The 22,605-nt window shown below is 53.1% G+C and carries 20 protein-coding genes and 3 tRNA genes; 8 read left to right on the top strand and 15 right to left on the bottom strand.

The window, feature by feature from the left end; all coding sequences use genetic code 11:
* Window positions 1-47: 47 nt before the first annotated feature.
* A complete protein-coding gene (locus B1C80_RS05035) occupies window positions 48-1,580 on the bottom strand; it encodes a malate:quinone oxidoreductase (RefSeq protein ID WP_077919956.1) in 1,533 nt (510 codons plus the stop codon).
* 262 nt (window positions 1,581-1,842) lie between these two features.
* A complete protein-coding gene (locus B1C80_RS05030) occupies window positions 1,843-3,549 on the bottom strand; it encodes a hypothetical protein (RefSeq protein WP_077920103.1) in 1,707 nt (568 codons plus the stop codon).
* A 120-nt stretch (window positions 3,550-3,669) separates the two neighbouring features.
* Here B1C80_RS05030 and B1C80_RS05025 point away from each other — a divergent pair, with 120 nt between their 5' ends.
* Both B1C80_RS05025 and B1C80_RS05020 read left to right on the top strand, forming a co-directional pair.
* On the top strand, window positions 3,670-4,665 hold the full coding sequence (locus B1C80_RS05025; RefSeq protein ID WP_077919955.1) for a DUF1028 domain-containing protein: 996 nt from the start codon (window positions 3,670-3,672) through the stop codon (window positions 4,663-4,665).
* A gap of 20 nt (window positions 4,666-4,685) precedes the next feature.
* Window positions 4,686-5,618: a DUF2279 domain-containing protein gene (locus B1C80_RS05020; protein ID WP_077919954.1), complete on the top strand. Its 933-nt coding sequence runs from the start codon at window positions 4,686-4,688 to the stop codon at window positions 5,616-5,618.
* A gap of 64 nt (window positions 5,619-5,682) precedes the next feature.
* Here B1C80_RS05020 and B1C80_RS05015 read toward each other — a convergent pair whose 3' ends face one another.
* Window positions 5,683-6,270: a hypothetical protein gene (locus tag B1C80_RS05015; RefSeq protein WP_077920102.1), complete on the bottom strand. Its 588-nt coding sequence runs from the start codon at window positions 6,268-6,270 to the stop codon at window positions 5,683-5,685.
* Window positions 6,271-6,752: 482 nt separating this feature from the next.
* On the opposite strand from B1C80_RS05015, the gene B1C80_RS05005 reads away from it, so the two are divergent.
* Entirely contained in the window at window positions 6,753-7,160 is a 408-nt protein-coding gene (locus B1C80_RS05005; RefSeq protein ID WP_077919952.1) for a DUF4332 domain-containing protein, read from the top strand.
* A gap of 79 nt (window positions 7,161-7,239) precedes the next feature.
* Here B1C80_RS05005 and B1C80_RS05000 read toward each other — a convergent pair whose 3' ends face one another.
* The 8 genes from B1C80_RS05000 to B1C80_RS04965 all read right to left on the bottom strand — a co-directional run bounded on the left by B1C80_RS05000 (window position 7,240) and on the right by B1C80_RS04965 (window position 14,186).
* Window positions 7,240-7,995 (bottom strand): hypothetical protein, encoded by a 756-nt coding sequence (locus B1C80_RS05000; protein WP_077919951.1) that lies wholly within the window; start codon window positions 7,993-7,995, stop codon window positions 7,240-7,242.
* A 50-nt stretch (window positions 7,996-8,045) separates the two neighbouring features.
* A complete protein-coding gene (cdaA, locus tag B1C80_RS04995; protein WP_077919950.1) occupies window positions 8,046-8,855 on the bottom strand; it encodes a diadenylate cyclase CdaA in 810 nt (269 codons plus the stop codon).
* A 44-nt stretch (window positions 8,856-8,899) separates the two neighbouring features.
* The gene (locus B1C80_RS04990) at window positions 8,900-9,850 is read right to left on the bottom strand and encodes a ribonuclease Z (RefSeq protein WP_077919949.1); all 951 of its coding nucleotides are present in this window, start codon (window positions 9,848-9,850) and stop codon (window positions 8,900-8,902) included.
* 9 nt (window positions 9,851-9,859) lie between these two features.
* Window positions 9,860-10,276 (bottom strand): STAS domain-containing protein, encoded by a 417-nt coding sequence (locus B1C80_RS04985; RefSeq protein ID WP_077919948.1) that lies wholly within the window; start codon window positions 10,274-10,276, stop codon window positions 9,860-9,862.
* Window positions 10,273-11,217: a phosphoribosylaminoimidazolesuccinocarboxamide synthase gene (locus tag B1C80_RS04980; RefSeq protein WP_077919947.1), complete on the bottom strand. Its 945-nt coding sequence runs from the start codon at window positions 11,215-11,217 to the stop codon at window positions 10,273-10,275. Before B1C80_RS04980 ends, B1C80_RS04985 begins: the two co-directional genes overlap by 4 nt.
* A gap of 73 nt (window positions 11,218-11,290) precedes the next feature.
* Window positions 11,291-12,466, bottom strand: coding sequence for an acetyl-CoA C-acyltransferase (locus B1C80_RS04975; protein ID WP_077919946.1), 1,176 nt, complete (start codon window positions 12,464-12,466; stop codon window positions 11,291-11,293).
* Window positions 12,467-12,482: 16 nt separating this feature from the next.
* Entirely contained in the window at window positions 12,483-13,172 is a 690-nt protein-coding gene (locus B1C80_RS04970; protein WP_077919945.1) for a lipopolysaccharide assembly protein LapB, read from the bottom strand.
* A 51-nt stretch (window positions 13,173-13,223) separates the two neighbouring features.
* Window positions 13,224-14,186, bottom strand: coding sequence for a VWA domain-containing protein (locus B1C80_RS04965; RefSeq protein WP_077919944.1), 963 nt, complete (start codon window positions 14,184-14,186; stop codon window positions 13,224-13,226).
* A 168-nt stretch (window positions 14,187-14,354) separates the two neighbouring features.
* Between B1C80_RS04965 and B1C80_RS04960 the strand changes: the two genes are divergently transcribed.
* The 3 genes from B1C80_RS04960 (at window position 14,355) to B1C80_RS28060 (ending at window position 15,468) form a co-directional block, all read left to right on the top strand.
* Window positions 14,355-14,441, top strand: a tRNA-Ser gene (locus B1C80_RS04960).
* Window positions 14,442-14,501: 60 nt separating this feature from the next.
* Window positions 14,502-14,575, top strand: a tRNA-Pro gene (locus B1C80_RS04955).
* 389 nt (window positions 14,576-14,964) lie between these two features.
* Window positions 14,965-15,468 carry a hypothetical protein gene (locus B1C80_RS28060; RefSeq protein ID WP_139361586.1) on the top strand — a complete coding sequence of 168 codons (504 nt, stop codon included), beginning with the start codon at window positions 14,965-14,967 and terminating at the stop codon, window positions 15,466-15,468.
* A gap of 281 nt (window positions 15,469-15,749) precedes the next feature.
* Here B1C80_RS28060 and B1C80_RS28350 read toward each other — a convergent pair whose 3' ends face one another.
* Window positions 15,750-15,926 (bottom strand): hypothetical protein, encoded by a 177-nt coding sequence (locus tag B1C80_RS28350; protein ID WP_161492716.1) that lies wholly within the window; start codon window positions 15,924-15,926, stop codon window positions 15,750-15,752.
* Between the two features lie 365 nt (window positions 15,927-16,291).
* On the opposite strand from B1C80_RS28350, the gene katG reads away from it, so the two are divergent.
* Window positions 16,292-18,556: a catalase/peroxidase HPI gene (gene katG / locus B1C80_RS04950; RefSeq protein WP_077919943.1), complete on the top strand. Its 2,265-nt coding sequence runs from the start codon at window positions 16,292-16,294 to the stop codon at window positions 18,554-18,556.
* 1,177 nt (window positions 18,557-19,733) lie between these two features.
* Here the strand turns inward: katG and B1C80_RS04945 are convergent.
* Window positions 19,734-20,141 (bottom strand): response regulator, encoded by a 408-nt coding sequence (locus B1C80_RS04945; RefSeq protein ID WP_077919942.1) that lies wholly within the window; start codon window positions 20,139-20,141, stop codon window positions 19,734-19,736.
* A 36-nt stretch (window positions 20,142-20,177) separates the two neighbouring features.
* Window positions 20,178-20,603 (bottom strand): BLUF domain-containing protein, encoded by a 426-nt coding sequence (locus B1C80_RS04940; protein WP_077919941.1) that lies wholly within the window; start codon window positions 20,601-20,603, stop codon window positions 20,178-20,180.
* Window positions 20,604-20,847: 244 nt separating this feature from the next.
* On the opposite strand from B1C80_RS04940, the gene B1C80_RS04935 reads away from it, so the two are divergent.
* A tRNA-Arg gene (locus B1C80_RS04935) sits at window positions 20,848-20,921 on the top strand.
* A 324-nt stretch (window positions 20,922-21,245) separates the two neighbouring features.
* Here the strand turns inward: B1C80_RS04935 and B1C80_RS04930 are convergent.
* Window positions 21,246-22,454, bottom strand: coding sequence for an MraY family glycosyltransferase (locus tag B1C80_RS04930; protein ID WP_077919940.1), 1,209 nt, complete (start codon window positions 22,452-22,454; stop codon window positions 21,246-21,248).
* Between the last annotated feature and the right edge of the window lie 151 nt (window positions 22,455-22,605).

The raw sequence follows: 22,605 nt of genomic DNA, 5'->3' as shown, positions 1-22,605 counted from the left end.
TATGCAGTAACATCGCTCTGGCGCAGGATACCCTAACGTAGGGTATGCTAACGGGTTACCTCAGGTGTTTGCTCGTCGGTGGTCAGTCCCAGCACTTCGCTGGTTTGCCGGCGGAGTTGCTGACCCAGTTCCGGATTGTTGGCCAGTACCTGCCCATAGGACGGAATCATCTGCTTCAGCTTGGTCTGCCAGTCGGCCGAGTTCATTTGCTCCGGGAAGCACCGCTTGATGAGGTCGAGCATGATCGATACCGCCGTCGACGCGCCCGGCGAAGCCCCCAGCAGGGCGGCAATGCTGCCATCGGCCGCGCTCACGACTTCGGTGCCGAACTCAAGAACGCCCCCCTCTTCCTCATCTTTTTTGATGACCTGTACCCGCTGACCGGCAATCTCCAGCTCCCAGTCGTTCATCTGGGCGTTGGGGAAGTATTCGCGCAGGGCGTTGAGCCGATCCTCGGGCGACTGCATCACCTGCTGAATCAGGTAGCGCGTCAGCGGTATGTTATGCAGACCCGCCATCAGCATGGGGGCCATGTTGCTCAGTTGAATCGACTTGGGCAGGTCGAGGTACGAGCCGCTTTTAAGGAACTTGGTCGAGAACCCCGCGTAAGGTCCGAACAGTAACTCCTGTTTGCCATCGATCATACGGGTATCCAGGTGCGGCACCGACATGGGTGGGGCGCCAACCGAGGCTTTCCCGTAGACCTTGGCGTGATGCTGTTCAATAACAGCGCGGTTGGTACATTTGAGCCACTGCCCACTTACCGGGAAGCCCCCGTAGCCGCGGCTCTCGGGAATGTCGGATTTTTCGAGCAGGCGCAGCGAACCACCCCCGGCTCCGATAAAGACAAACTCGGTCTGTACATCGCGGGTTTTGCCGTCGTTCAGGTTTTCAACTCTGATTTTCCAGCCGCCCAGACTTTTGGAGCGCCACAGATCGCGCACGTCATAGCCAAAATGCATGGTTACGCCGTCCATCTGCTGTAACTTCTCGAACAGGCAGCGGGTCAGCGCGCCGAAGTTGACGTCGGTACCGATATCCATCCGGGTGGCGGCAACGGGCTGTGCCGGGTCGCGGCCTTCCATTACCAGCGGCATCCACTCGGCCAGTTGAGCAGGCTCTTCGGAATACTGCATGCCGTGGAAGAGGTAGTTCTGCTGGAGTGCGTCGTAGCGTTTGTGCAGGTAGTTCACGTTGTCTTCGCCCCAGACAAAGCTCATGTGGGGAATGGAGCGGATGAAGTTGGGCGCATCTTTCAGGAAACCCTGTTCAACCAGGTAGGCCCAGAACTGCTTCGACTGCTCGAACGATTCGGCAATCTTGATGGCTTTGGCGGTCTCAACGCTGCCGTCTTCGCGCTCGGGGGTGTAGTTGAGTTCGCAGAAGGCTGAGTGACCCGTACCGGCGTTGTTCCAGGCGTCGGAGCTTTCTGCTGCGGCACTGTCCAGACGCTCGTAGATCTCGATCGTGATGCTGGGTTGCAGTTCCTTGAGCATGACACCGAGGGTGGCGCTCATGATACCTGCTCCAATCAACACGACATCAGGACCTTTTTCAGTTGTATTCGTATGTTTTGCCATAATGGTAGCTGGGGGATTCCCATACTCATCTACAAAATTAGTAGGTCTGATGTTCGGAAAAGTAAGGCTGTTGCTCCGTAAAGGGGCCGATCCGTGAGGTTTCTGGGAAAACGCAACTTTATCCCGTAGCAGTACCAAAAAAAGGTGCGCCCAGCCACGATCCCAATGGGTTGGCTGAGCGCACACTAAGACCGATGTGGCTCTGGGGCAGGGCCTTCCGGCATAATACCCTCAGCCAGTCGACAGCGTGTTATGCCGTAGTTTAGCTGGCCCGCAGTACCTTTTCGAGCCACTTCATGGTGATCAGGTAGGTCGGCTTGACCCCCAGCGTACCCAGACTGCCCGATGCCAGCGTAGCGCCGGTCAGCAGCGGGTTGTCCGATGCGTAATAGGCGTATCGCACTTTCACGTCGGCCGGTACGCTGTTCCTGATTTTGAGGTGGGCCTGAATCGCTTTCTGGTAGTGGGCTCCTTCCATTTCCAGCCCAATGGCTTTCCAGGACGAATTGCAGAAGTAGCTGAGGATATCCTTGTTCTGTAACGACGTGCCCAGTACGGTAATCATGGCGCCTTCGTAGACGGCCAGCCCGTTGCCTTCAAAATCGTCTTTGCTGAAATCATTATCCAGCGGGTAGTTGTCGGCGGTGCCCTCAAAGATGTGTGATGTCGGAATCATCAGGTCGCCTTTGTCGCCGGTCAGGATACCGGCTTTGCCCATGATCGTCACCGAGGCTACTTTCAGGGTTGCCGATTCGCTCTGGCGTTCGTAGGGCTTCAGCAGTTCGTCCATCGTCTCGAAAGCCTGCTCGCCGAAGGCGTAGTCCATGACCAGCAGCAGGGGTTGGTTTTCCTGAACATAGACCGGGTCGGGGTTCAGTTCGGCGGGCAGGTTCGATACGTCACAGCGCGACAGATCGATCAGCTGTACCAGCAAACTGGTGCCAGCGGTGTCTTCCAGCACATGCATGCCATGCTCGGCTGCGTACCGAGCGACCTGCTCCCGCAGCTCCCGCTGGTTGGGCTGGCTCAGGGTCATGGCCAGGTCGTAGAGGTTATCCCAGGTGGTGGTGCCTTTCAGGGCGGCCGGTGCGTAGAGGCAGTTCATGACACTGTGCGGATTGGCGCTGATGATGTGCAGCGGCCGGTCCTGCAGGTTGTTTTGCCATATGTATTGTTTGATGCGGGTCGCCCAGCGCTCGCCATAGAGATGCTGGCCGATGCGTTCGCGCAGCATGGGGGTGAAGTTAATTTCCCGGTCTACGTTCGATTCGCGTACCTCGCTGATCGAAACGCTGCCCAGGCCGTAGACAATCTGAAACAAGCCGTTGTTGGTGCCCGCGGTTTCTTCGAAACGCCGGTAGGCCCGCTGGGTTTCTTCAAACGTGCGCCCCAGTATAGAACTCAGGTAGGTCAGGGCCAGCTCCCGCTCATCGTCGGTAACGGTGCCGCCCGACCGGATGATGGCTTCGAGCTTTTCCCACTCGCGCGATTTACTACCCCGCTCCTGGAAGGCGTTGCGCCTGATCTTGTCGGCCTCCATAAACATGAAGGTCAGGTGGGTCAGGATATCGTAGATTTCGCTTCGGCCGTTGGTTACCTCAATGACCATCTGCTCCTGATCGATACGGTAGCAGTTGCGCCGACGCTTGGCGGGTACCAGCACCGGAAAATGGGAATTCTCGAACCCTTCGCGCGAGGCCAGGGTGATCACCCGACAGGCTTCGATCCCCTTGGGGAGCCGGTCCATGACGTAAACCAGACCGTCGAGCTCAACCCGCTGGGGGTCGCCAACGAGTCCGTAGATTTCGGGTTGCAGCGTCAGCAACGCCCGTCGGATCTCTTCGCCCGATACGCCCGATGGTTTGTAAAACCCCCGGTTAAAGAGGTGACGCATGGTAATATAAAGCCGTTCAATAGCAACGCGCGACTCCTGAGCGCGGGTGAGTGGGGGAGATGGTTGATCGTTCATGACGATAGGCAGCAAATCAAATTGATCCGCAAGTTACATGGTCTGGTGTATCGGGTCGGTTAACTCCTTGTGAAATTGCCCCGCACGCGTACATTTGATGATGACAACCACTCATCAATCATGCGTAAACGTATTCTCTTTTTTCTGCTTCTAACGGCCCCAGCCTTGGCCCAACACGTACGGATCGGCAGCAATGGCCAGCCCGAACCGTTTGCCCATACGTTTTCTATCGTTGCCCGCGACGAAAAAACCGGCGACCTGGCCGTTGGCGTTCAGAGCCACTGGTTCTCGGTGGGTACCTCGGTGTCGTGGGGTGAGGCCGGGGTAGGGGTGGTCGCTACGCAGTCGTTCACCAACAAATCATTTGGTATGCGGGGGCTGGCGCTACTCAAAGCGGGAAAAACGGCCCAGCAGGCCCTGGATGAGTTGCTGCGTACCGACGAGGGGCGGGACGTACGGCAGGTTGCTATTGCCGACGCTAAGGGCAATGTAGCCGTGCATACCGGTAAAAAATGCATCGACTTCGCCGGTCACCAGAAAGGGGCTACCTATTCGGTTCAGGCCAATATGATGCTGAACAACACGGTGCCTGCGGCAATGGCGGGGGCATTCGAGAAAAACGCCGGTATGCCCCTGCCCGAACGGGTACTCTCGGCCCTGCAGGCCGCCCAGGCCGCCGGTGGCGACATTCGTGGCCGGCAGTCGGCGGTGCTGTTGATGGTGAAAGGCCGCGCGTCAGACACCCCCTGGGACGATAATCACCTGGTCGACCTGCGCGTCGATGATGCCGAACAGCCGCTGGCCGAGCTGGACCGGCTGTTACGGACGCATCGGGCGTACGAACACATGAACCGGGGCGATCTGGCTACCGAAAAGAACGACATGAAAGGGGCTATGGACGAGTACGGCGCGGCCATGAAGCTGTTTCCGGCCAATCTGGAGATGCAGTACTGGACGGCCATTGCCCTCGCCAATACCAAACAGGTTGATCGGGCGGTGGTCATGCTGAAACGAATTTACGAGGCCGATCCCAACTGGCGGGAACTGACCCGGCGGTTGCCCAAAGTCGGGCTACTAACCGTATCGGCCGCGGAATTAGCGAAGCTGGTCAACTGATTATCGGCTATTTTTAGGCCATGAACTACAGGCTCTACGCCTTCTTGCTGGCCTGGCTGCTGGCAGTCAGCACCTTTGCTCAACCGCAGCCGGTTATGCCGACTAGGCCCGACCCGTCTGGTATCAGACAGGGACGCTTTATTGGGGTGGTGGCCGGAACCGCGGCTTTCTATACGGTAACGCTATTGGTGCTGCGAAAGCAGTGGTACAAAAAGCGGGTGCCTTTTCACGCGTTCAACGACAATCGGGAGTGGTTGCAGATGGACAAGGTCGGTCACGCGGCTACGGCCTACTGCATGAGCCGGGGCGGTTACGAACTCATGCGCTGGAGCGGGGTAAACGAGCGAACCAGCATCCTGACCGGCGGTTTGCTGGCGCTGCTGTTTCAGAGTACGCTGGAGGTTTTCGACGGCTATTCTGAAGGATGGGGCTTTTCGAAGGGCGATATGCTCGCCAACGCGGCCGGAACCGCTTTGTTTATGGGCCAGCAGTACGGGGCCGGGCAGCAGATCGTTACCCTGAAGTACGGGTTCCGGAAAACCATTTTTCCCCAGTACCGGCCCAATCTGCTCGGAAAAACAACCGGGCAGCAACTGCTTAAAGACTATAATGGGCAGCAATACTGGCTATCGGTTAATCTGGCGTCGGTCGTACCGGTTGGCCCTCAGTTTCCGCGCTGGCTGAATCTGGATATCGGCTACAGCGGAAGCGGTATGATCGGGGGGCACGATAACCCCAGGGTCTGGGACGCTAATGGCAATGAAGTCAGGTTCGAGCGGTACCGACAGTTCTTTATCTCGCCCGACGCTGATCTGTCGAGGGTTGGCACGTTCAGCCCGTCGTTGCAGCGGTTCATCGGTACCGCCCAGTTTTTTAAGATACCGGCCCCGACACTTGAATTCAGCCGTGTAAAAGGCCTCCGCTTCCACCCCTGGCAGGTACCAGAGGACTAAAAGAGAGAAAGAGCGGTTATTATGGCCGCTCTTTCTCTCTTTTAGTCGCTCGATCACGGCTGGCTTAGTACCGCCCTCCGCCAATGTCGAAGCCTACTTTCACGCCGAGGTAGGCGTTTTTGCTCTCGATGGTCGTATTCGTCAGCCGGTTAGACGTGGTCGGGACCGCATTGTATTCTACGCCCAGAACGAAGTGACCGGCCTTGATGCCGCCCCGGATCATGCCGCCAAATTTGGTAGCGCCAACCAGGGTGACATCTTCCGGTGTCTGGCCATCGACCACTGTTACGACACCGCCCGAAGCGATGCTGTACAGCCCAGCGCCCAGACCCAGGAAAGGGCGTACTCCGCCCGTTCCGAACAGGTAATTACCGGTTATCAGGTACGAGCCGAACGCGCCGATCTCCCCCGAAACGGTGTTGCCGCTACTGATCACCGCCCGCGCTACAAGAGCCGACTCCAGGCGCAGGCCAAGATCAATATTGTCGGTGATCCCGTATTTGGGTTCGATGGCAAACAATACCCCACCTGACGCGCCCGACGACAGCGGTTTGGCAAAACCTAGAGACAGGTTTACTTTGAATGGCTTGTACTCCTGCGCCGTAGCCGAGAAGGCTGCCAGTGTGAATAGAACAATTAAGACTCGCTTCATAATGAATAATGAATGAATGGAAATAAACCGTGCAAACATACTCCTTCCCGATACCAAAACAATATAGCGTATATTTCTGGCAGGCCATTCACTCCGCAGGCGTCTGGGAATAATGAACCAGGGCTGACTGCTTCTCTTGATCTAAACAGTGAGTAGATTAACTTTACGCCCCCACCCAGAAGGAATCGCGGTTGATGCTACAACGAGTGTGCTGCTTTGACAAAGACTAAATAAATGGATGAACTATTTGATAACTATCTGCTACAGAAGAAGATAGATGCCAATCGGTTCCGGGAGCAGGAGCCAGATCGCTACGTAATATGGGCGCGAGAGTACGCGCAAATGCACCCGGACAGCTTTACCGCTCAGAAAAAATTTCTTTTAAACGATACCCGAAGAAAGTACCTTGTTCGTTGAAAAAGTACTCTGCGGCCTGAAGGTCGGGCCGATTACCTCTGTTTAACCCATATCCTCTTTTTGCAATGAGTGTTACGTTAGGAGAACTGCGCGGTATTACGGATGCCGTTCTAAACGCCCTGAAAGGGCAAGGTTTAGGCGACAGTGACGCGCTTCTGGAAGCCGCAAAAACCCCGGGCGGTCGTAAAACGCTGGCCTCAGCAGCTGGTGTCGATGCAACCGCTATTCTGGAACTGGCCAATCGGGCCGATCTGGCCCGAATCAAGGGAATTGGTCGGGTATACAGTGATCTGATGGAAGAAGCCGGGGTGGATACGGTGAAGGAACTGGCCCAGCGGTCGCCCAACAATCTGCATGCAAAATTGATTGAGATCAACAAGAAACGGCAGTTTACGCAACGGCCGCCGTCTGTAGAGCAGGTGAGCGATTTTGTTGAGCAGGCCAAGAGCCTGCCCGGTATGCTGGAATACTAAAGGCAGCAACGCACCCGGATGATATTGACTCGTCCTGCGGAAGATCGATTGGATCGATTGCCCGCAGGACGAGTTTCGTTTAGAGGGTTATGAGCAGCCCGGCCGATGCGTAGTTGATCCAGGTGAAGTTATAAATCGTATCGACGTTGGCACCGCCTTCCACGACCCGGTACCCGGCTTTTAGACCGAAAGCATCGCTGAGCTGGTAAGTAGCTCCCGCAAAAATATCTTCGGCCCGGCCCTGTCTGGCCCCCAGCGCATCGCCCTCCAGCAGCAGGCCCAGCCGTTGCGTGGGCCGGTAGCTGACATAAAAGTTGATCAGCGGCACAAACCCCAGGTTATCGAAATTCGTATCCCGATTGCTGGTTTCGTTCGCAAACTGAACATTGGCATCCCTGATTTTGCCCGTGAAGCCCAAACCTACCCGCCAGCGCTCGTCGGCTACAAAATCGTACCGATACGTTAGCCGGTATGAGTTGAAAGTATAGTTGACCCGGGTGGCCTGCCCGGCCGGAAAAATCAGACCATTGTAATTCACATCCCGATCGAAAGCCCCATCGTAACGAACCGTAAGGGGAGCATATAGCGCAGAGATTGTGTGTCGGTTGTTAATGGTATAACCCAGCCGAATACGGTAAAAGGCGGTTGGTTGAGCCGACAGTTCGGCTGATAGGTCAACGAGAGTGCCGCCCGTATTGGGGATGCGGACTTCGTTATAAGGAGTGCCGAGAACAAGACCCGATTCGAGGTCGAGCCGGAGCTGGGCGTGAACAACCGGGCCGGAAAGCAGCAGGAAGGCCAAACAAAAGCTGAGCCGTTGTATCGTGTTTTTCATAGCGTATTGACTGATGGTAATTCACTCAACCGGCTATGGTCAATAATGGTTTAGTGCCCGATTCGGGGTTCGCGTAGATATTGGTCCAGCCGGTTTTCCAGCTCAGACAGGCTCAGGCTCGTAAACAGTTCGCCGTTTATGGCCAGGGCGAGTCGGCCGCTTTCTTCCGAAATAGCGATAACGGCGGCATCGGTGGCTTCACTCATACCAAGAGCGGCCCGGTGCCGGAACCCCAGCGCCGGCGGTAGTTCGTCATCGTTGGAGACGGGTAAAATACAGCGCGCTGACCGAATTCGTCCGTCGCTGATTACCACGGCGCCATCATGTAAGGGGCTGTACTGGCTGAAGATAGCCAGCAGCAGCGACTTGGACAGATCGGCGTTGATGATTTCGCCCGACTGGATAAACTTTTCCAGGTCGTCATTCTTCTGCAGAACCAGCAAGCCCCCCGAAAACTCGGTGCTCAGCGCCTTGCAGGTATCGAGAATAGGCTTCAGCGTTGTTTGATGATCGGCCTGCAGCGGCTGGCGCAGGAGCCACCGGCGAATCCAGCGGCTGTTAGTGAGGTTGGTCGATTTACCAATATAAAGCAGAAACCGCCGAATCTCCTGCTGAAAAATGATGATAAGCGCCAGGGCACCCACACTGATAAAATACTCCAGTATGGTAGTCATCAGGTTCAGGCCGAGTGCCTTTACCAGCAGGTAGGCCAGGTAAACCAGCAGGTAGCCGATAAACACCCGGCTGGCCACACTGCCCCGAACAAGGTTATAAATCTGGTAGATCAACAACGCTACCAGGCCCATGTCGAGCAGGTCTAGCCAGCCAATTTCAAGAAACCCCAGTCTGAACCCCAGCATAAAGGATAAGTACATAGCAACTGTAAAGGTAGGCCGGCGGAGGCTTAAACGGCCAGTGTCTCGCCTTCTATAGCCAGGTAGGTTTCGGGAAAGACGGTACGGGCTTCGTCCAGAAACGGCTCGTACTGCTTATAGCGAGACGAAAAATGACCGATAAGTAACCGGCCTACGTCGGCTTTTGCGGCAATGGTAGCGGCCTGGCGGGCCGTTGAGTGATACACTTCGGCCGCGCGCAGGGCGTTATCTTCCAGGAACGTGGCTTCGTGATAAAGCAGGCTGACCCCCTGCAACTGCGGCACCAGCTCCTCAACGTAGCGGGTATCTGAGCAGAAAGCGTAGGAACGCGGCTCCGGTCCCGGCGCGGTATGCTCGGCCGCAGCGTAGCGTACCTGCCCGCTTTCGTCCAGTACGTCCTGTCCCTCTTTCAGTCGCTTCAACACCTCAATCGAGACATCGGCCGGCAGTTTTTCACGGAGCAGGTGAGGCTTGTGGGGCTTTTCCCGAAAGATGTAGCCCGTGCAGCTGATCCGGTGCTGCAGCGGTATCGATTCTACCGTTACCAGCGGATGATCGAGCAGCAATGCCGGCTGGTCAGGCTCAACCGCCTGGAAGTGAAGTTTGTAGCCCAACCGGGAATCAGACACCCGAAAAATGGTCGTCAGTACATCGTCAAGTCCACGGGGTCCGAACAGATACAGATCTTCCGTTCGACCACTCAGATTGAGCGTCGACAGGAGCGGGGCCAGCCCGAAGTAGTGATCGCCGTGGAGGTGGCTGATAAAGATGTACCGCAGTCGGCCCGGCCGTATCCGGTGTTCGAGTAATCGAAGCTGCGTTCCTTCGCCACAGTCGATAAGTATGTGATCATTGCCAACCGTTAGCAGCTGGGCTGTTGGATGAAACCGCAGGCTGGGCGTGGCCGAACCGGCGCCCAGCACGGTGAGCGTAAACGGCAAATGAGCGGGTCTGGAATGATCTGAAACTTGGTTGGGCATAGGGTTAGGCTAGGCTTCCTCGCGACCGACGCTGCCCCCGGCGTCGTACTCATCGTCGTCTTCGCTGCGGAAATCGTTTTCCAATTCGTTCATAAATACGGCATCGATGGCTTCCTCTACCGTGGGCAGAATGGTCAGGTCACTACCGCCGGCTGAGTCGAGGAGCTCGATCAGGTCGTCATCTTTCGTAACGAGTACCAATAACCCAACTTCATTCGTGCACTGACGGTTTATTTTTCGTATCGCCGTGATGCCTGCCATGTCGATGGACTTCAGCGAAGCCATGTCCAGAATAATATTGCTGTACCCTTCGCGGAACAGGCTGCGGCTGAGGGTCTCGAAGGTCGTTGGCAGCTCGCCTTCCAGGGCTGTTTCGTTCAGGCGAATCAGGGCATACTGCTCGTTTTTTTCAATGGTATAATTCATATGGTTGTATCAGTAAGGGTCTTCAGAATATTGGTTTCAATCCGGTTAAGTGGGTTGGTTTCGTCGGCGCGCAGAAAGGCCTGGCCCGTTACGGTTTCAAACAACTCAATGTACCGACCCGAAATCTGGTCTACCCACTCATCGGACATGGTCGGAACGGTCTGGCCGGTTTTACCCTGAAAACCGTTCGCGATAAGCCATTCTCTAACGAACTCTTTCGACAATTGTTTTTGAGGCTGGTTCGCCCGGAGCTGTTCTTCGTAGGTATCGGCGTAAAAATAACGTGATGAGTCGGGGGTATGGACTTCGTCGATCAGGATCACGGTTCCGTTCAGATTACCGAACTCGTATTTCGTATCGACCAGGATAAGTCCGCGCTCGGCAGCCATCTGTGTACCCCGCTCAAAGAGCGCCAGGGCGTACCGCTCCAGCTGCACATACTCGCTTTCCGAAACAATGCCCCGACTCAGGATCTCTTCGCGGCTGATGTCCTCATCATGGCCTTCGTGGGCTTTGGTTGATGGGGTTATGATGGGCGTGGGGAGCCGGTCGTTCTCGCGTAATCCGTCGGGCAGGGCAACGCCACACAGTATTCGGTGGCCATCGCGGTACTGCCGCCAGGCGTGTCCGGCCAGATACCCCCGTACTACCATTTCGACTGCATAGGGTTCGCAGCGAAACCCCACACTGACGTTAGGATCGGGAACCGTCAGTAACCAGTTGGGAACCAGATCGGCGGTGGCCCGCAGAAAATACTCGGCTGTCTGGTTCAGCACCTGTCCTTTGTAGGGAATAGGGCGGGGCAGAACGACATCAAAGGCCGAAATCCGATCGGACGCAATCATGATCAAACGGTCCGGGAACGAATACACATCACGGACTTTGCCGCGGTAAAATCCCGTTTGGCCGGGAAAATGGAAGTTGGTTTCCTGAATGGGCATTGGCTACATATTCGGTTTTGGGTCCGGCGGAATGGAATGACTCGCTTCCGCGAACACCGGACCCAAAACCCGTTTATACTTTTTCGATGACAAGCGCTGACGCTCCTCCTCCGCCGTTGCAGATACCGACCGCGCCGATGCGGCCCTCAGTCTGCTGCAGCACGTTCGTGAGCGTCGTTATAATTCGGGCCCCCGACGCACCCAGCGGATGGCCAATCGATACAGCACCACCAAACACGTTCAGCTTCTCTTGAGGCACCTCCAGCAGCTGACTAAACGCCAGGGGTACTACGGCGAACGCTTCGTTGATCTCGAAATAATCAACGTCGGCCGTGGTCAGGCCTGCCCGCTCCAGCGCCAGTGGTACGGCTTTGGTGGGAGCGGTCGTAAACCACTCGGGTTCCTGTTCGGCGTCGGCATAGGCCAAAATACGCGCCAGTGGCTTTAGTCCGAGCTCATCGGCTTTGCGTTGGCTCATGATAACGAGCGCAGCGGCTCCGTCGCTGATTGGCGATGAGCTGGCTGGCGTTACGGTACCGTCGGGGGTGAAGGCGGCCTTCAGCGTTGGTACTTTATCGTAAATGACATTCTTGTACTCTTCGTCTTCACTGACGGTTACGGTGCCTTTACGACCAGCCACCTCAACGGCAACGATCTCTGCTGCGAACCGCCCGGTTTGGGTACTGTCTTCGGCCCGCCGGTATGACTGCACCGTATAGGCATCCTGCGCTTCACGGCTGATGCTGTAGGTTTGGGCCGTGCGGTCGGCAAACACGCCCATCGCACACTGATCGTAGACGTCGACCAGCCCATCCCGGGCCAGCCCGTCAACGAGTTCGGCATTGCCGTATTTATAGCCGAAGCGGGCTTTGGGTACGTAGTAGGGAGTGTTCGACATGCTTTCCATGCCGCCCGCCACCACTATGTCGGCCTGGCCAAGCTGGATTGCCTGTGCCGCCAGCATAACGGCTTTCGTGCCGGATGCGCATACTTTGTTGATCGTGGTGCAGGGAATGGTGGCTGGGAGGCCCGCTTTCAGGGCTGCCTGTTTGGCCGGTGCCTGACCCACATTGGCCGAGACAACGTTACCCATAATAACCTCCTGTACCTGGCCGGGCTGCACACCGGCCCGGCTGAGTGCTCCCCGGATGGCGGCTGCACCAAGGTCGGTCGCCGACAGGGAAGACAAGACGCCACCAAAGCCCCCAATCGGGGTTCGGACAGCGGAAATAATTACGACTTCGTTCATGGTTAGTTTGTGATTACTACCAGCGGTTTTCCCCCGCTGTCGGGCTTGTAACGCGTCGGGCTGAGCGCGTCAGCGCATACGGTAAGTCATCGGTCTGCATAGCATCGAGCAGCTGAAGCGCCTGATCCTGCGTCAGATTCAGCTGCCTGAAGCGTCGGAGCAGATCATCCTGGCGTGATGACCGTTCTACCTGCCCATTGCCCATAGACGGTTGATCTGCCTGCTGCTGGATTTCGGCAGTCGATTTGGCCGGCGCCTGTCGGGAAGGTGGACGCGGAGTATACCGCTTACTTATCAACTCAAAGTTATACCGCGCCGGTTCATTCGTGAAATCTTCCAGCAACGCCTGGCGGAACAGGGTCAGAGCCGCCGTACTGTCGTGGTCGAGACAGGCAATGATGCCCAGCTGCGTAGCCGCTACCGTACGCAGAGCAGACCGGTCTGAGTCGAGTAACGTCTGATACTGCTGACCTGCTTTTTTGTATTGTCTCAGTTGAAAGTACGTGTGGCCCAGGTTAAGCCGAACGGCAGGGTCGGCAGTTGAAGTGGCCTGACTAAGAAAGACATATAATCTAAGGGCCTGTTGGTAGTGGCCTGCCCGATAAGCTGATTCCGCTTCCTGCCGGGCCTGATTATTTAACGAAATCTGGTTGACCGGCACGGTCTCGCTCCACCAGAGCCAGGCAATCATCAACACATAGATCATAAGCTACGAACAAACAGGAGTCCAAAAATAAGACGAAAGATTGAGACCACCCTATAGCCGAAACGTCCGTACGGTTATGATCAGATCAAACAGAATCAGGACCAGCGCTGCCAGCACGAAGTAGTAATATTTGTTGGTCGATACGGCCACTTGCTGCTGGTCAACGACCCGCCCCTGTAACGACCGCATGTAGCTGGCCAGCTCATCAATATGCTGATCCTGGCTTTCTACTTCTATGTAACGTCCCTGCGTCTCGAGCGCCAGTCGTTGTAAAAAGCTTCGGTTCAGCCGACTACGTACAATCTGCTTATCGGCGTCACGTATAAAATCCCGGCCCTGTCGGATCGATGCGCCCCCCTCCGTACCCACGCCCATCGTCACCAGCGGAATCCGGAACGTACGAAGCCGGGCCATGGCCGTACGGTCGCAGGTGTTGAAGTTTTCGCCGTCGCTGAAAATAACAATAGCCTTGGCGTTCTGGCGGGTCGAGGGGTCGGTCAGCAGTTTTTGCCGGGCCAGCTCGATAGCCTCGCACAGATTGGTGCCCCCCGTTGGCGAAACAGTAGTCCGAACATCGCGAACCGACTGCCTGATGGCATCATGATCGGCGGTGAGTGGCGACAACACAAACGACTCGGTAGATGACAGGATCAGGCCAAACCGGTCGGCCGCCAGCGTATCGCACAGCTGCTGTACATCGTACTTGACCCGCTCGAGCCGGGTGGGTACTACATCGTCGGCATCCATGGACCGCGAAACATCGACAATCAGGAACACGTCGCGTCCGGTAGTCATCAGATCGGCACTGGCCTCGCCGAAAGACGGGCCAAGCAGGGCAATCAGTAGCAGAATCAGGTAGCTGCTGCGTAAGAAAAATTTGGGCACTACTCCCCAGGCCGTTGTTCCCAGCTGACGGGCGAGTCGAAATGTACGCCAGATGTAGAAAGCGTACAGGCACATAAATAGCCCTATAAAGAGGTATTCGGTCGTTGAGAATGAATATAACCAGTTCATTTAAAAATTTTTTTTCGATGCTGCCGGAACTGGTAATCAGGGCCAATAGGAGCAAAGAGGAGCAAAATTAGCGATTCTGCAAAGATTTTTCTGAGCTACCTATTGGCATAAACGGAGAATGGCTCTATCTTTGCACTCCAACAAGCCGGAAGCAGTTGTAAAAAATCCGGAGAGATGCCTGAGAGGCCGAAAGGAACAGTTTGCTAAACTGTCGTACTGGTAACGGTACCGAGGGTTCGAATCCCTCTCTCTCCGCAGAAAACAGTAGCGTGCCTTTCTAGTATGATTGCTACGGCTTACTAGAAATTAACAACTCGGGGTGTAGCGTAGCCCGGTATCGCGCCTGCTTTGGGAGCAGGAGGTCGTAGGTTCGAATCCTGCCACCCCGACACTAAAAACCGTCCATTTCGCAAGATTTGGGCGGTTTTTCTTTTTCAGCCATACGTATTGGCCGTTTTTTGGCAGCAATTGGCACAGAAGAATGGTACGAAGCCTGGTACTGAAAACGAGTAACTACACAACCAGCAGCGTGTTTGGTTGCGGCCTCAACCACCCTTTGCGTGGTGTATCGTGTCTGGGGCGTTTAGAATAAACAGAAAGTTTTACTGCATTTAGGCTTCTGAATATAAATTAACTTATATAACAGTTTCAAGCGTACACTTATATTAAAGATCAATGGTATAGTATTGACAGAGGCTGCCGCTTAGTATACTTCATTTTTCACTTATGTATAAGATACATTCATATACGTTACGGATGAAAACTGTCTTTTCCTTCCATGAAAGCTCCTGTAATCTTAACTTTTATCCTGTCAGTTTATGGCCTGTGTTCTCAAGCACAGAAAGCCAAATCGTTAACGGCTCGTAACACTGTCTATCTAGAGATTCTGGGGTCTGGTGCGCTTTATTCGATTAACTATGAACGTCTCTTACTTCAAAAGGAAAAACAGGCTTATGGATTGAGAGTAGGTACTTCTTACTTTGGAGAGAGACCCGCTACAATAGCTCTTATAGGTGAGTTACTTATGTTGACAGGGAAGGGTGATCATCATGGTGACTTTGGTTTAGGATTAACTGGTGCGAGTGGAAGGAATAATGAGTTAGGTCTTTCGAGCTTTGAGAGAAAAACCTCTTTATTTGCTGTTCCACGATTAGGTTACCGTTATCAGAAGCTGACAGGAGGGATTATGTTACGAGCTGGTTTTACTCCCTTGATACGGTTAATTGGCAATAGCCGAATTTTTAGTCCCTCTTTAGGTCTATCAATAGGGCATAGCTTCTAGCAGTTTTATATGTTTTTAAGAACAGCTTCGTAAAGCAGCGATTGTTATACTGCTTTTAATCGAATAACACAATGTGAGTTATATAAAGCAGCATATCTGCAGTGTACAATTTAGCTCGTGCTGCCGATGGGCGTTCAATCCTTATACTTCTCCCAGATCAGTGGTCAGTTTTCTTTTGCACCTGTGAGAATGCTGTTTTGGCTGAAGTCCAGTTCTGCTTTCAGGGAACTGGACAGTTAATAGACCTCTGTGATTTGCTCCTTTCGTCTAAATGAAAGTGGCTACAGGTATGCGGCCGTCAGGTTGATGCGCTTGGTCACCTTAACGGTGTTGCCTGTTAAACGTCTCAAAACGCCTTCCACATCGACCAGGCTATTCGCGCCGGTATACCAGCGCCAGCGGCTGCTGTGGTCGTGGGTGGCTCTGGGTTCGTTCCCCACCAGCTTATTCTCATACAACAGCTTCGGACACGGCCCGTAGTTGTCTTTATTCTGCTGGATGACATTAGGCTGCTGACCGATATTGGAGATGTCTCACGAGTGATGTACTTGTCCATGGAGCTAATTCGCACAATCTGAGCAGGTTTTCTTTTTCCCTTTTTCACCGGCCTTTTATGGGTAGCAAATAGCCCCTTGTTGATGGTGCCAATCGAAACAGGCGTTCTTGCTGAAAGCGCCATCTCCCAAATGCCAGCTTGTTGGCAAACCGCGTGTCAGTTAGATCTTCGTTATAGATTTACTCTATGTCAGTATAAAAACAATAGATTGGTACTATATAAAGGTTCATGTAAATTTGATTCGTAAAACCACTAAACACTATCATAATGGGAAACAACGGAAGTCCTGAGACAACTGCGCTGGACGTCAACGATGAAAGCCACGTCAATACAGTAGGCAAATGCCCTTTTCTGAATGGAGAACTGAATAAGAGCGCTGGTGGTGGAACGAGAAACCGCGACTGGTGGCCAAATCAGTTACGGCTGAACATACTACGGCAGCATTCGTCTCTGACCGATCCGATGGACGAAGGTTTCAACTACGCCGAAGCGTTCAAGTCGCTGGATCTGGCTGCGGTCAAGCAGGATATAGTTGAGTTGATGACTACCTCGCAGGACTGGTGGCCAGCGGACTACGGTCACTACGGGCCTTTCTTCATCCGGATGGCGTGGCATAGTGCCGGTACCTACCGCATTGGCGATGGCCGCGGAGGGAGCAGTTCCGGGGCCCAGCGTTTTGCTCCCCTCAACAGCTGGCCCGACAATGCGAACCTCGACAAGGCTCGTCTGCTGCTGTGGCCGATCAAACAGAAATACGGTCGGAAAATTTCCTGGGCTGACCTGATGATCCTGGCCGGTAACTGCGCGCTGGAGTCGATGGGATTCAAAACGTTCGGCTTTGGTGGCGGGCGCGAAGATGTCTGGGAACCGGAAGAGGATATTTACTGGGGATCTGAAACCGAATGGATGGGCGATAACGTACGGTACCCCAGTGGTCCGGAACGTAAACTCGAGCAACCCCTTGGCGCATCTCACATGGGGCTCATCTATGTGAACCCCGAAGGACCCCAGGGCAACCCTGATCCGCTTGCCGCGGCCTACGACATCCGTGAGACGTTTGGTCGGATGGCCATGAACGACGAAGAAACCGTTGCGCTGATAGCAGGCGGGCACACATTTGGTAAAACCCACGGAGCGGCCAGTCCGAGCGAATACGTTGGTTCTGAACCCGCCGGCGCAAGCATTGAAGAGCTAAGCCTGGGTTGGAAAAACTCATTTGGCACCGGTCATGGGGCACACACCATAACCAGTGGGCTCGAAGGGGCGTGGACTACAACCCCCACGAAATGGGGCAACGAGTATTTCGATAACCTGTTTGGTTTCGACTGGGAGCTGACCAAGAGCCCGGGTGGAGCCCACCAGTGGCGGCCGAAAAATGGGGCCGGCGCGGGTACGATCCCCGACGCACACGACCCGTCGATCCGGCATGCCCCCTTCATGCTTACGACAGATTTGGCGCTGAAGGTGGACCCCGCCTACGAAAAGATTTCAAGACGCTTCTATGAAAATCCAGACGAGTTCGCCGACGCATTCGCGCGGGCGTGGTTCAAGCTGACCCACCGTGATATGGGGCCGATAGAGCGTTATCTTGGACCAGAAGTGCCAACCGAGGTGCTGATCTGGCAAGATCCGGTTCCTGCCGTTACGCACCCCCTGGTCAACGATCAGGACATTGCCGAGTTGAAAGGTAAGATCCTGGGGTCGGGCCTGACCATATCGCAGCTGGTTTCAACAGCCTGGGCTTCGGCGTCTACCTACCGCGATTCCGACAAACGTGGTGGTACCAATGGGGCACGGGTTCGGCTGGCACCTCAGAAAGACTGGACAGTCAATAACCCGGTTCAGCTGGCGGCTGTTCTGAAAACTCTTGAGGGCATCCAGCAGGAATTTAACAACGCGCAGGCTGGCGATACAAAAATATCGATGGCCGATCTGATCGTGCTGGGTGGATGCGTTGGTATTGAGCTGGCGGCTAAGAGTGCCGGCGTTGACATTACAGTGCCGTTCACACCGGGCCGCGCGGATGCCTCGCAGGAGCAAACGGATGTAGAATCGTTCGATGCGCTCGAGCCAGGTGCCGATGGGTTCCGCAATTACCTGAACCCCAGCCATAAGTCGGCGGCCGAAGACATGCTGATTGACAAAGCTCAGTTACTGACGCTGACCGTTCCGCAATTGACGGTGCTGATTGGCGGTATGCGGGTGCTGGACACAAACTTTGATCAGTCGCGGCATGGCGTATTTACCAACCGGCCCGGGGTGCTCACCAACGACTTTTTTGTCAATTTGCTCGACATGGGAACAACCTGGAGAGCAACCTCCGAAACCCAAAACGTTTTTGAGGGACGTGATCGTAGAACGGGCGAGCGCAAGTGGACCGGAACCCGGGTTGATCTGATCTTCGGGTCGAACTCAGAACTCCGCGCTATTGCTGAAGTGTATGGCTGCGGAGACGCGCAGGAAAAGTTTGTGCGGGATTTTGTCGCAGCGTGGGCTAAAGTGATGAATCTTGGCCGATTCGATCTGGCCTGATTGGGCCCTGACAGAATAGTTTACTTCGTTCGTTATCATCAACAGGTAGTCTGGCAACGGACTGCCTGTTGTTCTACTTCACTGGTGTACCAGGTAACGATACGCCAGCTAACACTCATCAACAATGATCTTTGACTATCCAAACCCAATGTGTAGTCCGGTTTTTTCTACTCTGGTTCCTCTGGAAGTAGAGTACTCAGGAACCATCCCCAGGCTGCAAAAGACGATTATTGATCTCGATGCAACGCTGGATCCGGCTCAGATTTCTATTGTTGCGCAGCCCACTACCCATACTATACGCATAATGGGGGTTAAAGCCGAAACGGTTTGTCGGGCTATCCAGCTTATAGCCTTTCCGTCAGCCAGTCGGCCAGACTAAGCAGTTGATAATTCGCACTGTCTGTACCTGGGCAACACGCCAAAGGTAAGCCCGACAAGCGGCTATCACAGGCCGGGCTAACCAGACTATTTCATTATCTGGGGTTCTAAGCAACTTGGCCGGACAGTGCAAAGTACCTGATTACCGCTGTGCAGAAGTTCGTAGCCCTCAGCAGGCAAAAGAATCGGTTGACTTATACCGATAAGGAGCCTGCTGCAGGTATAAGAATGTTCCTGCAACAGGCTCAATTAAACAGAAGAGTTGGATAAAGCAAAGAGCTAAAAACGCGACAGGCGCTGGGTACCTAGCCCGAAATCGAATAGAATGAAGTAGCTATTTTTTCATATTGAACTAGTTTAAACTGTACACAAAAAAACAAGGCTCTGCGTCATCAGTATCCGTAATAGTTACGGTTTGTACGATGTAGAATGCATAAAGCACACTGCCCCAAAAAGGGCTGGCATGGGGGAATTCCAGGACAGTTGTTGGATACATAGGTACTTATTCACAAGCAAAATGCCTGCCAATCTTTCTAACCTATAGGTAAACAATACAAAAAAATAGCCGCAATGCGCAAAGCAGGGCGGCAGGTACAGCAAGTCGTAAAACGCGGAAGATCACGTTTTTTCATTCATAGATATGTATATACGGAGACAAACTACGTGTGGATTATAAAGTTTTGAAAAAAGTATATTTATTTTGAAAAAAAGCCCAAACCATCGGGTCTGGGCTACTCTTAAGTTAATAAGTTACGGATAGTACTAAAATATACGTTTAGAATGAAATTATTGATATGTTTTAGTTAAGCCAGTTATTGCTTAGATCGCTAACCCATTCAGCCAGTTGACGGTAACTACTGTTTTTTACGATAAAGGCACGGCTGCCCAGTTCATAAGACCGGTTTATATCGGCTAGCTTTACCGACGAGGTACGCACAATCACGGGAATACCCTGCCAGTCTGAATCGTTTTTCAATACCTGTAATACTTCATGTCCGTTCAGTACGGGCATATCGAGGTCGAGCAGAATAAGATCGGGAAGATGTCCGTCGAGCTGGTGGGTCAACTGGGTGAGAAGTTCGCGGCCATGGCTGAAGCAGCGTAAATTACAGGCAGCATATTTGTTGGTAAATACGCTTTGTAGTAGATAATGTTCGTCTGGATCATCATCGACTACGTAAATCAGTGGGTTTCTTGAAAGAGGCATACGGTGGATTCGATTGAATTGGTAAGACAATATAACTTAATTCCGATAATTATTTTTATAAAAAAGCTGCACTAGGGTAATAATGACGTTCTCTTGTCGGGCATCGATGTCAGCAGCCGGATTGTTGACGAAAGGGATGATCGCCCGAATTTGCTCAAACTCGCTGGATGATAACGATTTATAACCCATGAACCAGCCCGGAAACGATCGTTGTCTGATTGGACTTTCGTATAGCTGGATAAGCTGGCTGTGTCTCGGATCATGGCTAATCTTTTTAAATAGCTCTTTTACCGCTTTTTCCGGCCCTTCCAGTACTTCAATCAGGCAGCCATTGAAGTAAAGAAGAATTCCGGTTATGTCTAGTGACTGGTTTTTCAGCTGGCTCTGGTGCCTGATCTTGTCCAGCTCAGCAGAAGACAGAAGCGACGTCACCGAGCTCGTGTAGACAATACAGTAGTCCATCTGATGTATTTTTACACAAAACAGCGTATACTTAACCTGTTGTGAACTGATTACTATTAGTATATCATATGACTTTTATCATATACTATTTTTTGCCGACTAACGAGAATAGTTATAGGCTATTAGCAGCCCATTAAAGCCACCGGTTTTTGTAAAATCAGGCGGATCACTGTACTTTTGTGCATTATCTGGCCTACCGGGTTGCTCTTCATCAGTTTGGCGATGCCCGCACAGGATCAGATACGGTCCCGTAGCTCAGTTGGATAGAGCATCTGCCTTCTAAGCAGACGGTCTTTGGTTCGAATCCAAACGGGATCACGTTGAAATCAAGCACTTGTCTGTATGGTCAAGTGCTTTTTTTATGAGTTATTAGTTGACCTACCAAACGCTTTGGGCATTGATCGGGCAAACTAGTAAATTCAGACATCAGGCCTCACGGTTTCGTAGACGCAAAACTTGATGAGTCAATTACATATCGCCATGCTACCAACTCTGTTTTCACACTATTGGTGACATGCATACTTATCACAAGCGGCCGATACCACCTGTTTACGGTTACGATCTCCTCCAACATAAAACCCCTGGCCAGATGGCCAGGGGTTTTATGTTGGAGGAGGGTATGCTTGTAAGAAGATTATATTGTTACAGATAATCGACGATACGTTTGCCAACAATTCCGTTTTGCAGCTCACGGCGGAGAACCGCTTTACGACGCCGGGGATGGGTCGAAACGTACTTCACCCGCATTTTAAGCGTGAAGCTAACCACCATGTATATACCGAAAAGCGCAATCAGAATCAGCAATGACATGGTATTGGATATGTTGCGGTGGAGCAGGAAAAACAGGACCGTGTTCAGGAACGATATACCACACAGCACAGCGGTTGCTCCGGCATGGGAAAGGCCATTGTCAAGCAGGATATGGTGCATGTGGTTCCGGTCAGCCGAGAACGGAGAGCGACCGGCCAGAATACGTACCAGAAACACCCGCAGCGTATCGAAGATCGGGACGATCAAAATGACGATCGCAATGATTGGCGCGTTGAAGAAAGCGGTAGGTTCGTAGCGGAACGACGCGTTTAGATTCACAAACCGAACGGCGAAGAAAGCCAGCATGAAGCCTATGATCAGCGATCCGGTGTTACCCATGAATATCTTGCTGGTCTTCGAGAAGTTGAACCGCAGAAAGCCAATCAGCGCCCCCGATAGCGTAAAGGCCATGCAGGCCATGGCAAAGTGATTGGTCAGCAGAAACCACCCGCCAAATGTAGCACTGGCAATTGTCGCAATTCCCCCGGCCAGGCCATCGATCCCATCAATCAGGTTGATAGCGTTTGTCAGGGCGATGAAAATGAAGCAGGTCAGCAGGATACCAACCAGTTCTGCGATGTGGTGAAAACCCATGATGCCATATAGATAATCAACCCGCAGATCGCCAAAGAAGATCAGAATCATGGCTGCAACTACCTGAAAGAGAATCTTCTTGGTCGGGTCTATACCAACCAGATCGTCTTTAATGCCGATGAAAAACAGGATGGTCATACCGGCAACGGACAGGTTGGTACGATATATATCGGTCTGATCTATGCTGGGCCAGAGAAAATAGGCGATCAGGATGGCAGCGTAGATAGCAATACCGCCAAAGGTGGGCGTTGGTGTTGAGTGAGAGCGACGTTCACCCGGTTTTTCCATCAGCGACTTCAGCTCAGAAATCTTGATGACTACCGGGATGGAAACGACTGATACGAAACAGGCAACTAAAAAGGATAATATGCACTGATACAGGCCAAGTGTGAAAATATCCTCTCCAAACTTATGCTGTAAGTATGCAATAAATAAATCAATGTTCATAAGGCTGGTCGTTTAGTGATGGCGTGATTCAGAGTTTGGTATCTCCGTTTGTCTAGCCCCTTTTTGCTTCTTTGGTTAGAGGAGTGTATATCTACCAGGCCCAGCAGGGAGCGTAAAAATCAATTGTTAATTTAAGACCACAAGAAAAATT

This window comes from Spirosoma sp. 209, from assembly GCF_002006735.1.
GTDB lineage: Bacteria > Bacteroidota > Bacteroidia > Cytophagales > Spirosomataceae > Spirosoma > Spirosoma sordidisoli.
Note: the sequence above shows the minus strand (reverse complement) of the source record. Positions and strands in the feature narration are given on the sequence as shown.

What these genes read in the sequence shown, in the direction of transcription:
- B1C80_RS05035 (WP_077919956.1), bottom strand. Translation starts at nt 1,580, where the DNA reads ATGGCAAAACATACGAATACAACTGAAAAAGGTCCTGATGTCGTGTTG.
- B1C80_RS05030 (WP_077920103.1), bottom strand. Translation starts at nt 3,549, where the DNA reads ATGAACGATCAACCATCTCCCCCACTCACCCGCGCTCAGGAGTCGCGC.
- B1C80_RS05025 (WP_077919955.1), top strand. Translation starts at nt 3,670, where the DNA reads ATGCGTAAACGTATTCTCTTTTTTCTGCTTCTAACGGCCCCAGCCTTG.
- B1C80_RS05020 (WP_077919954.1), top strand. Translation starts at nt 4,686, where the DNA reads ATGAACTACAGGCTCTACGCCTTCTTGCTGGCCTGGCTGCTGGCAGTC.
- B1C80_RS05015 (WP_077920102.1), bottom strand. Translation starts at nt 6,270, where the DNA reads ATGAAGCGAGTCTTAATTGTTCTATTCACACTGGCAGCCTTCTCGGCT.
- B1C80_RS05005 (WP_077919952.1), top strand. Translation starts at nt 6,753, where the DNA reads ATGAGTGTTACGTTAGGAGAACTGCGCGGTATTACGGATGCCGTTCTA.
- B1C80_RS05000 (WP_077919951.1), bottom strand. Translation starts at nt 7,995, where the DNA reads ATGAAAAACACGATACAACGGCTCAGCTTTTGTTTGGCCTTCCTGCTG.
- cdaA (WP_077919950.1), bottom strand. Translation starts at nt 8,855, where the DNA reads ATGCTGGGGTTCAGACTGGGGTTTCTTGAAATTGGCTGGCTAGACCTG.
- B1C80_RS04990 (WP_077919949.1), bottom strand. Translation starts at nt 9,850, where the DNA reads ATGCCCAACCAAGTTTCAGATCATTCCAGACCCGCTCATTTGCCGTTT.
- B1C80_RS04985 (WP_077919948.1), bottom strand. Translation starts at nt 10,276, where the DNA reads ATGAATTATACCATTGAAAAAAACGAGCAGTATGCCCTGATTCGCCTG.
- B1C80_RS04980 (WP_077919947.1), bottom strand. Translation starts at nt 11,217, where the DNA reads ATGCCCATTCAGGAAACCAACTTCCATTTTCCCGGCCAAACGGGATTT.
- B1C80_RS04975 (WP_077919946.1), bottom strand. Translation starts at nt 12,466, where the DNA reads ATGAACGAAGTCGTAATTATTTCCGCTGTCCGAACCCCGATTGGGGGC.
- B1C80_RS04970 (WP_077919945.1), bottom strand. Translation starts at nt 13,172, where the DNA reads ATGATCTATGTGTTGATGATTGCCTGGCTCTGGTGGAGCGAGACCGTG.
- B1C80_RS04965 (WP_077919944.1), bottom strand. Translation starts at nt 14,186, where the DNA reads ATGAACTGGTTATATTCATTCTCAACGACCGAATACCTCTTTATAGGG.
- B1C80_RS28060 (WP_139361586.1), top strand. Translation starts at nt 14,965, where the DNA reads ATGAAAGCTCCTGTAATCTTAACTTTTATCCTGTCAGTTTATGGCCTG.
- katG (WP_077919943.1), top strand. Translation starts at nt 16,292, where the DNA reads ATGGGAAACAACGGAAGTCCTGAGACAACTGCGCTGGACGTCAACGAT.
- B1C80_RS04945 (WP_077919942.1), bottom strand. Translation starts at nt 20,141, where the DNA reads ATGCCTCTTTCAAGAAACCCACTGATTTACGTAGTCGATGATGATCCA.
- B1C80_RS04940 (WP_077919941.1), bottom strand. Translation starts at nt 20,603, where the DNA reads ATGGACTACTGTATTGTCTACACGAGCTCGGTGACGTCGCTTCTGTCT.
- B1C80_RS04930 (WP_077919940.1), bottom strand. Translation starts at nt 22,454, where the DNA reads ATGAACATTGATTTATTTATTGCATACTTACAGCATAAGTTTGGAGAG.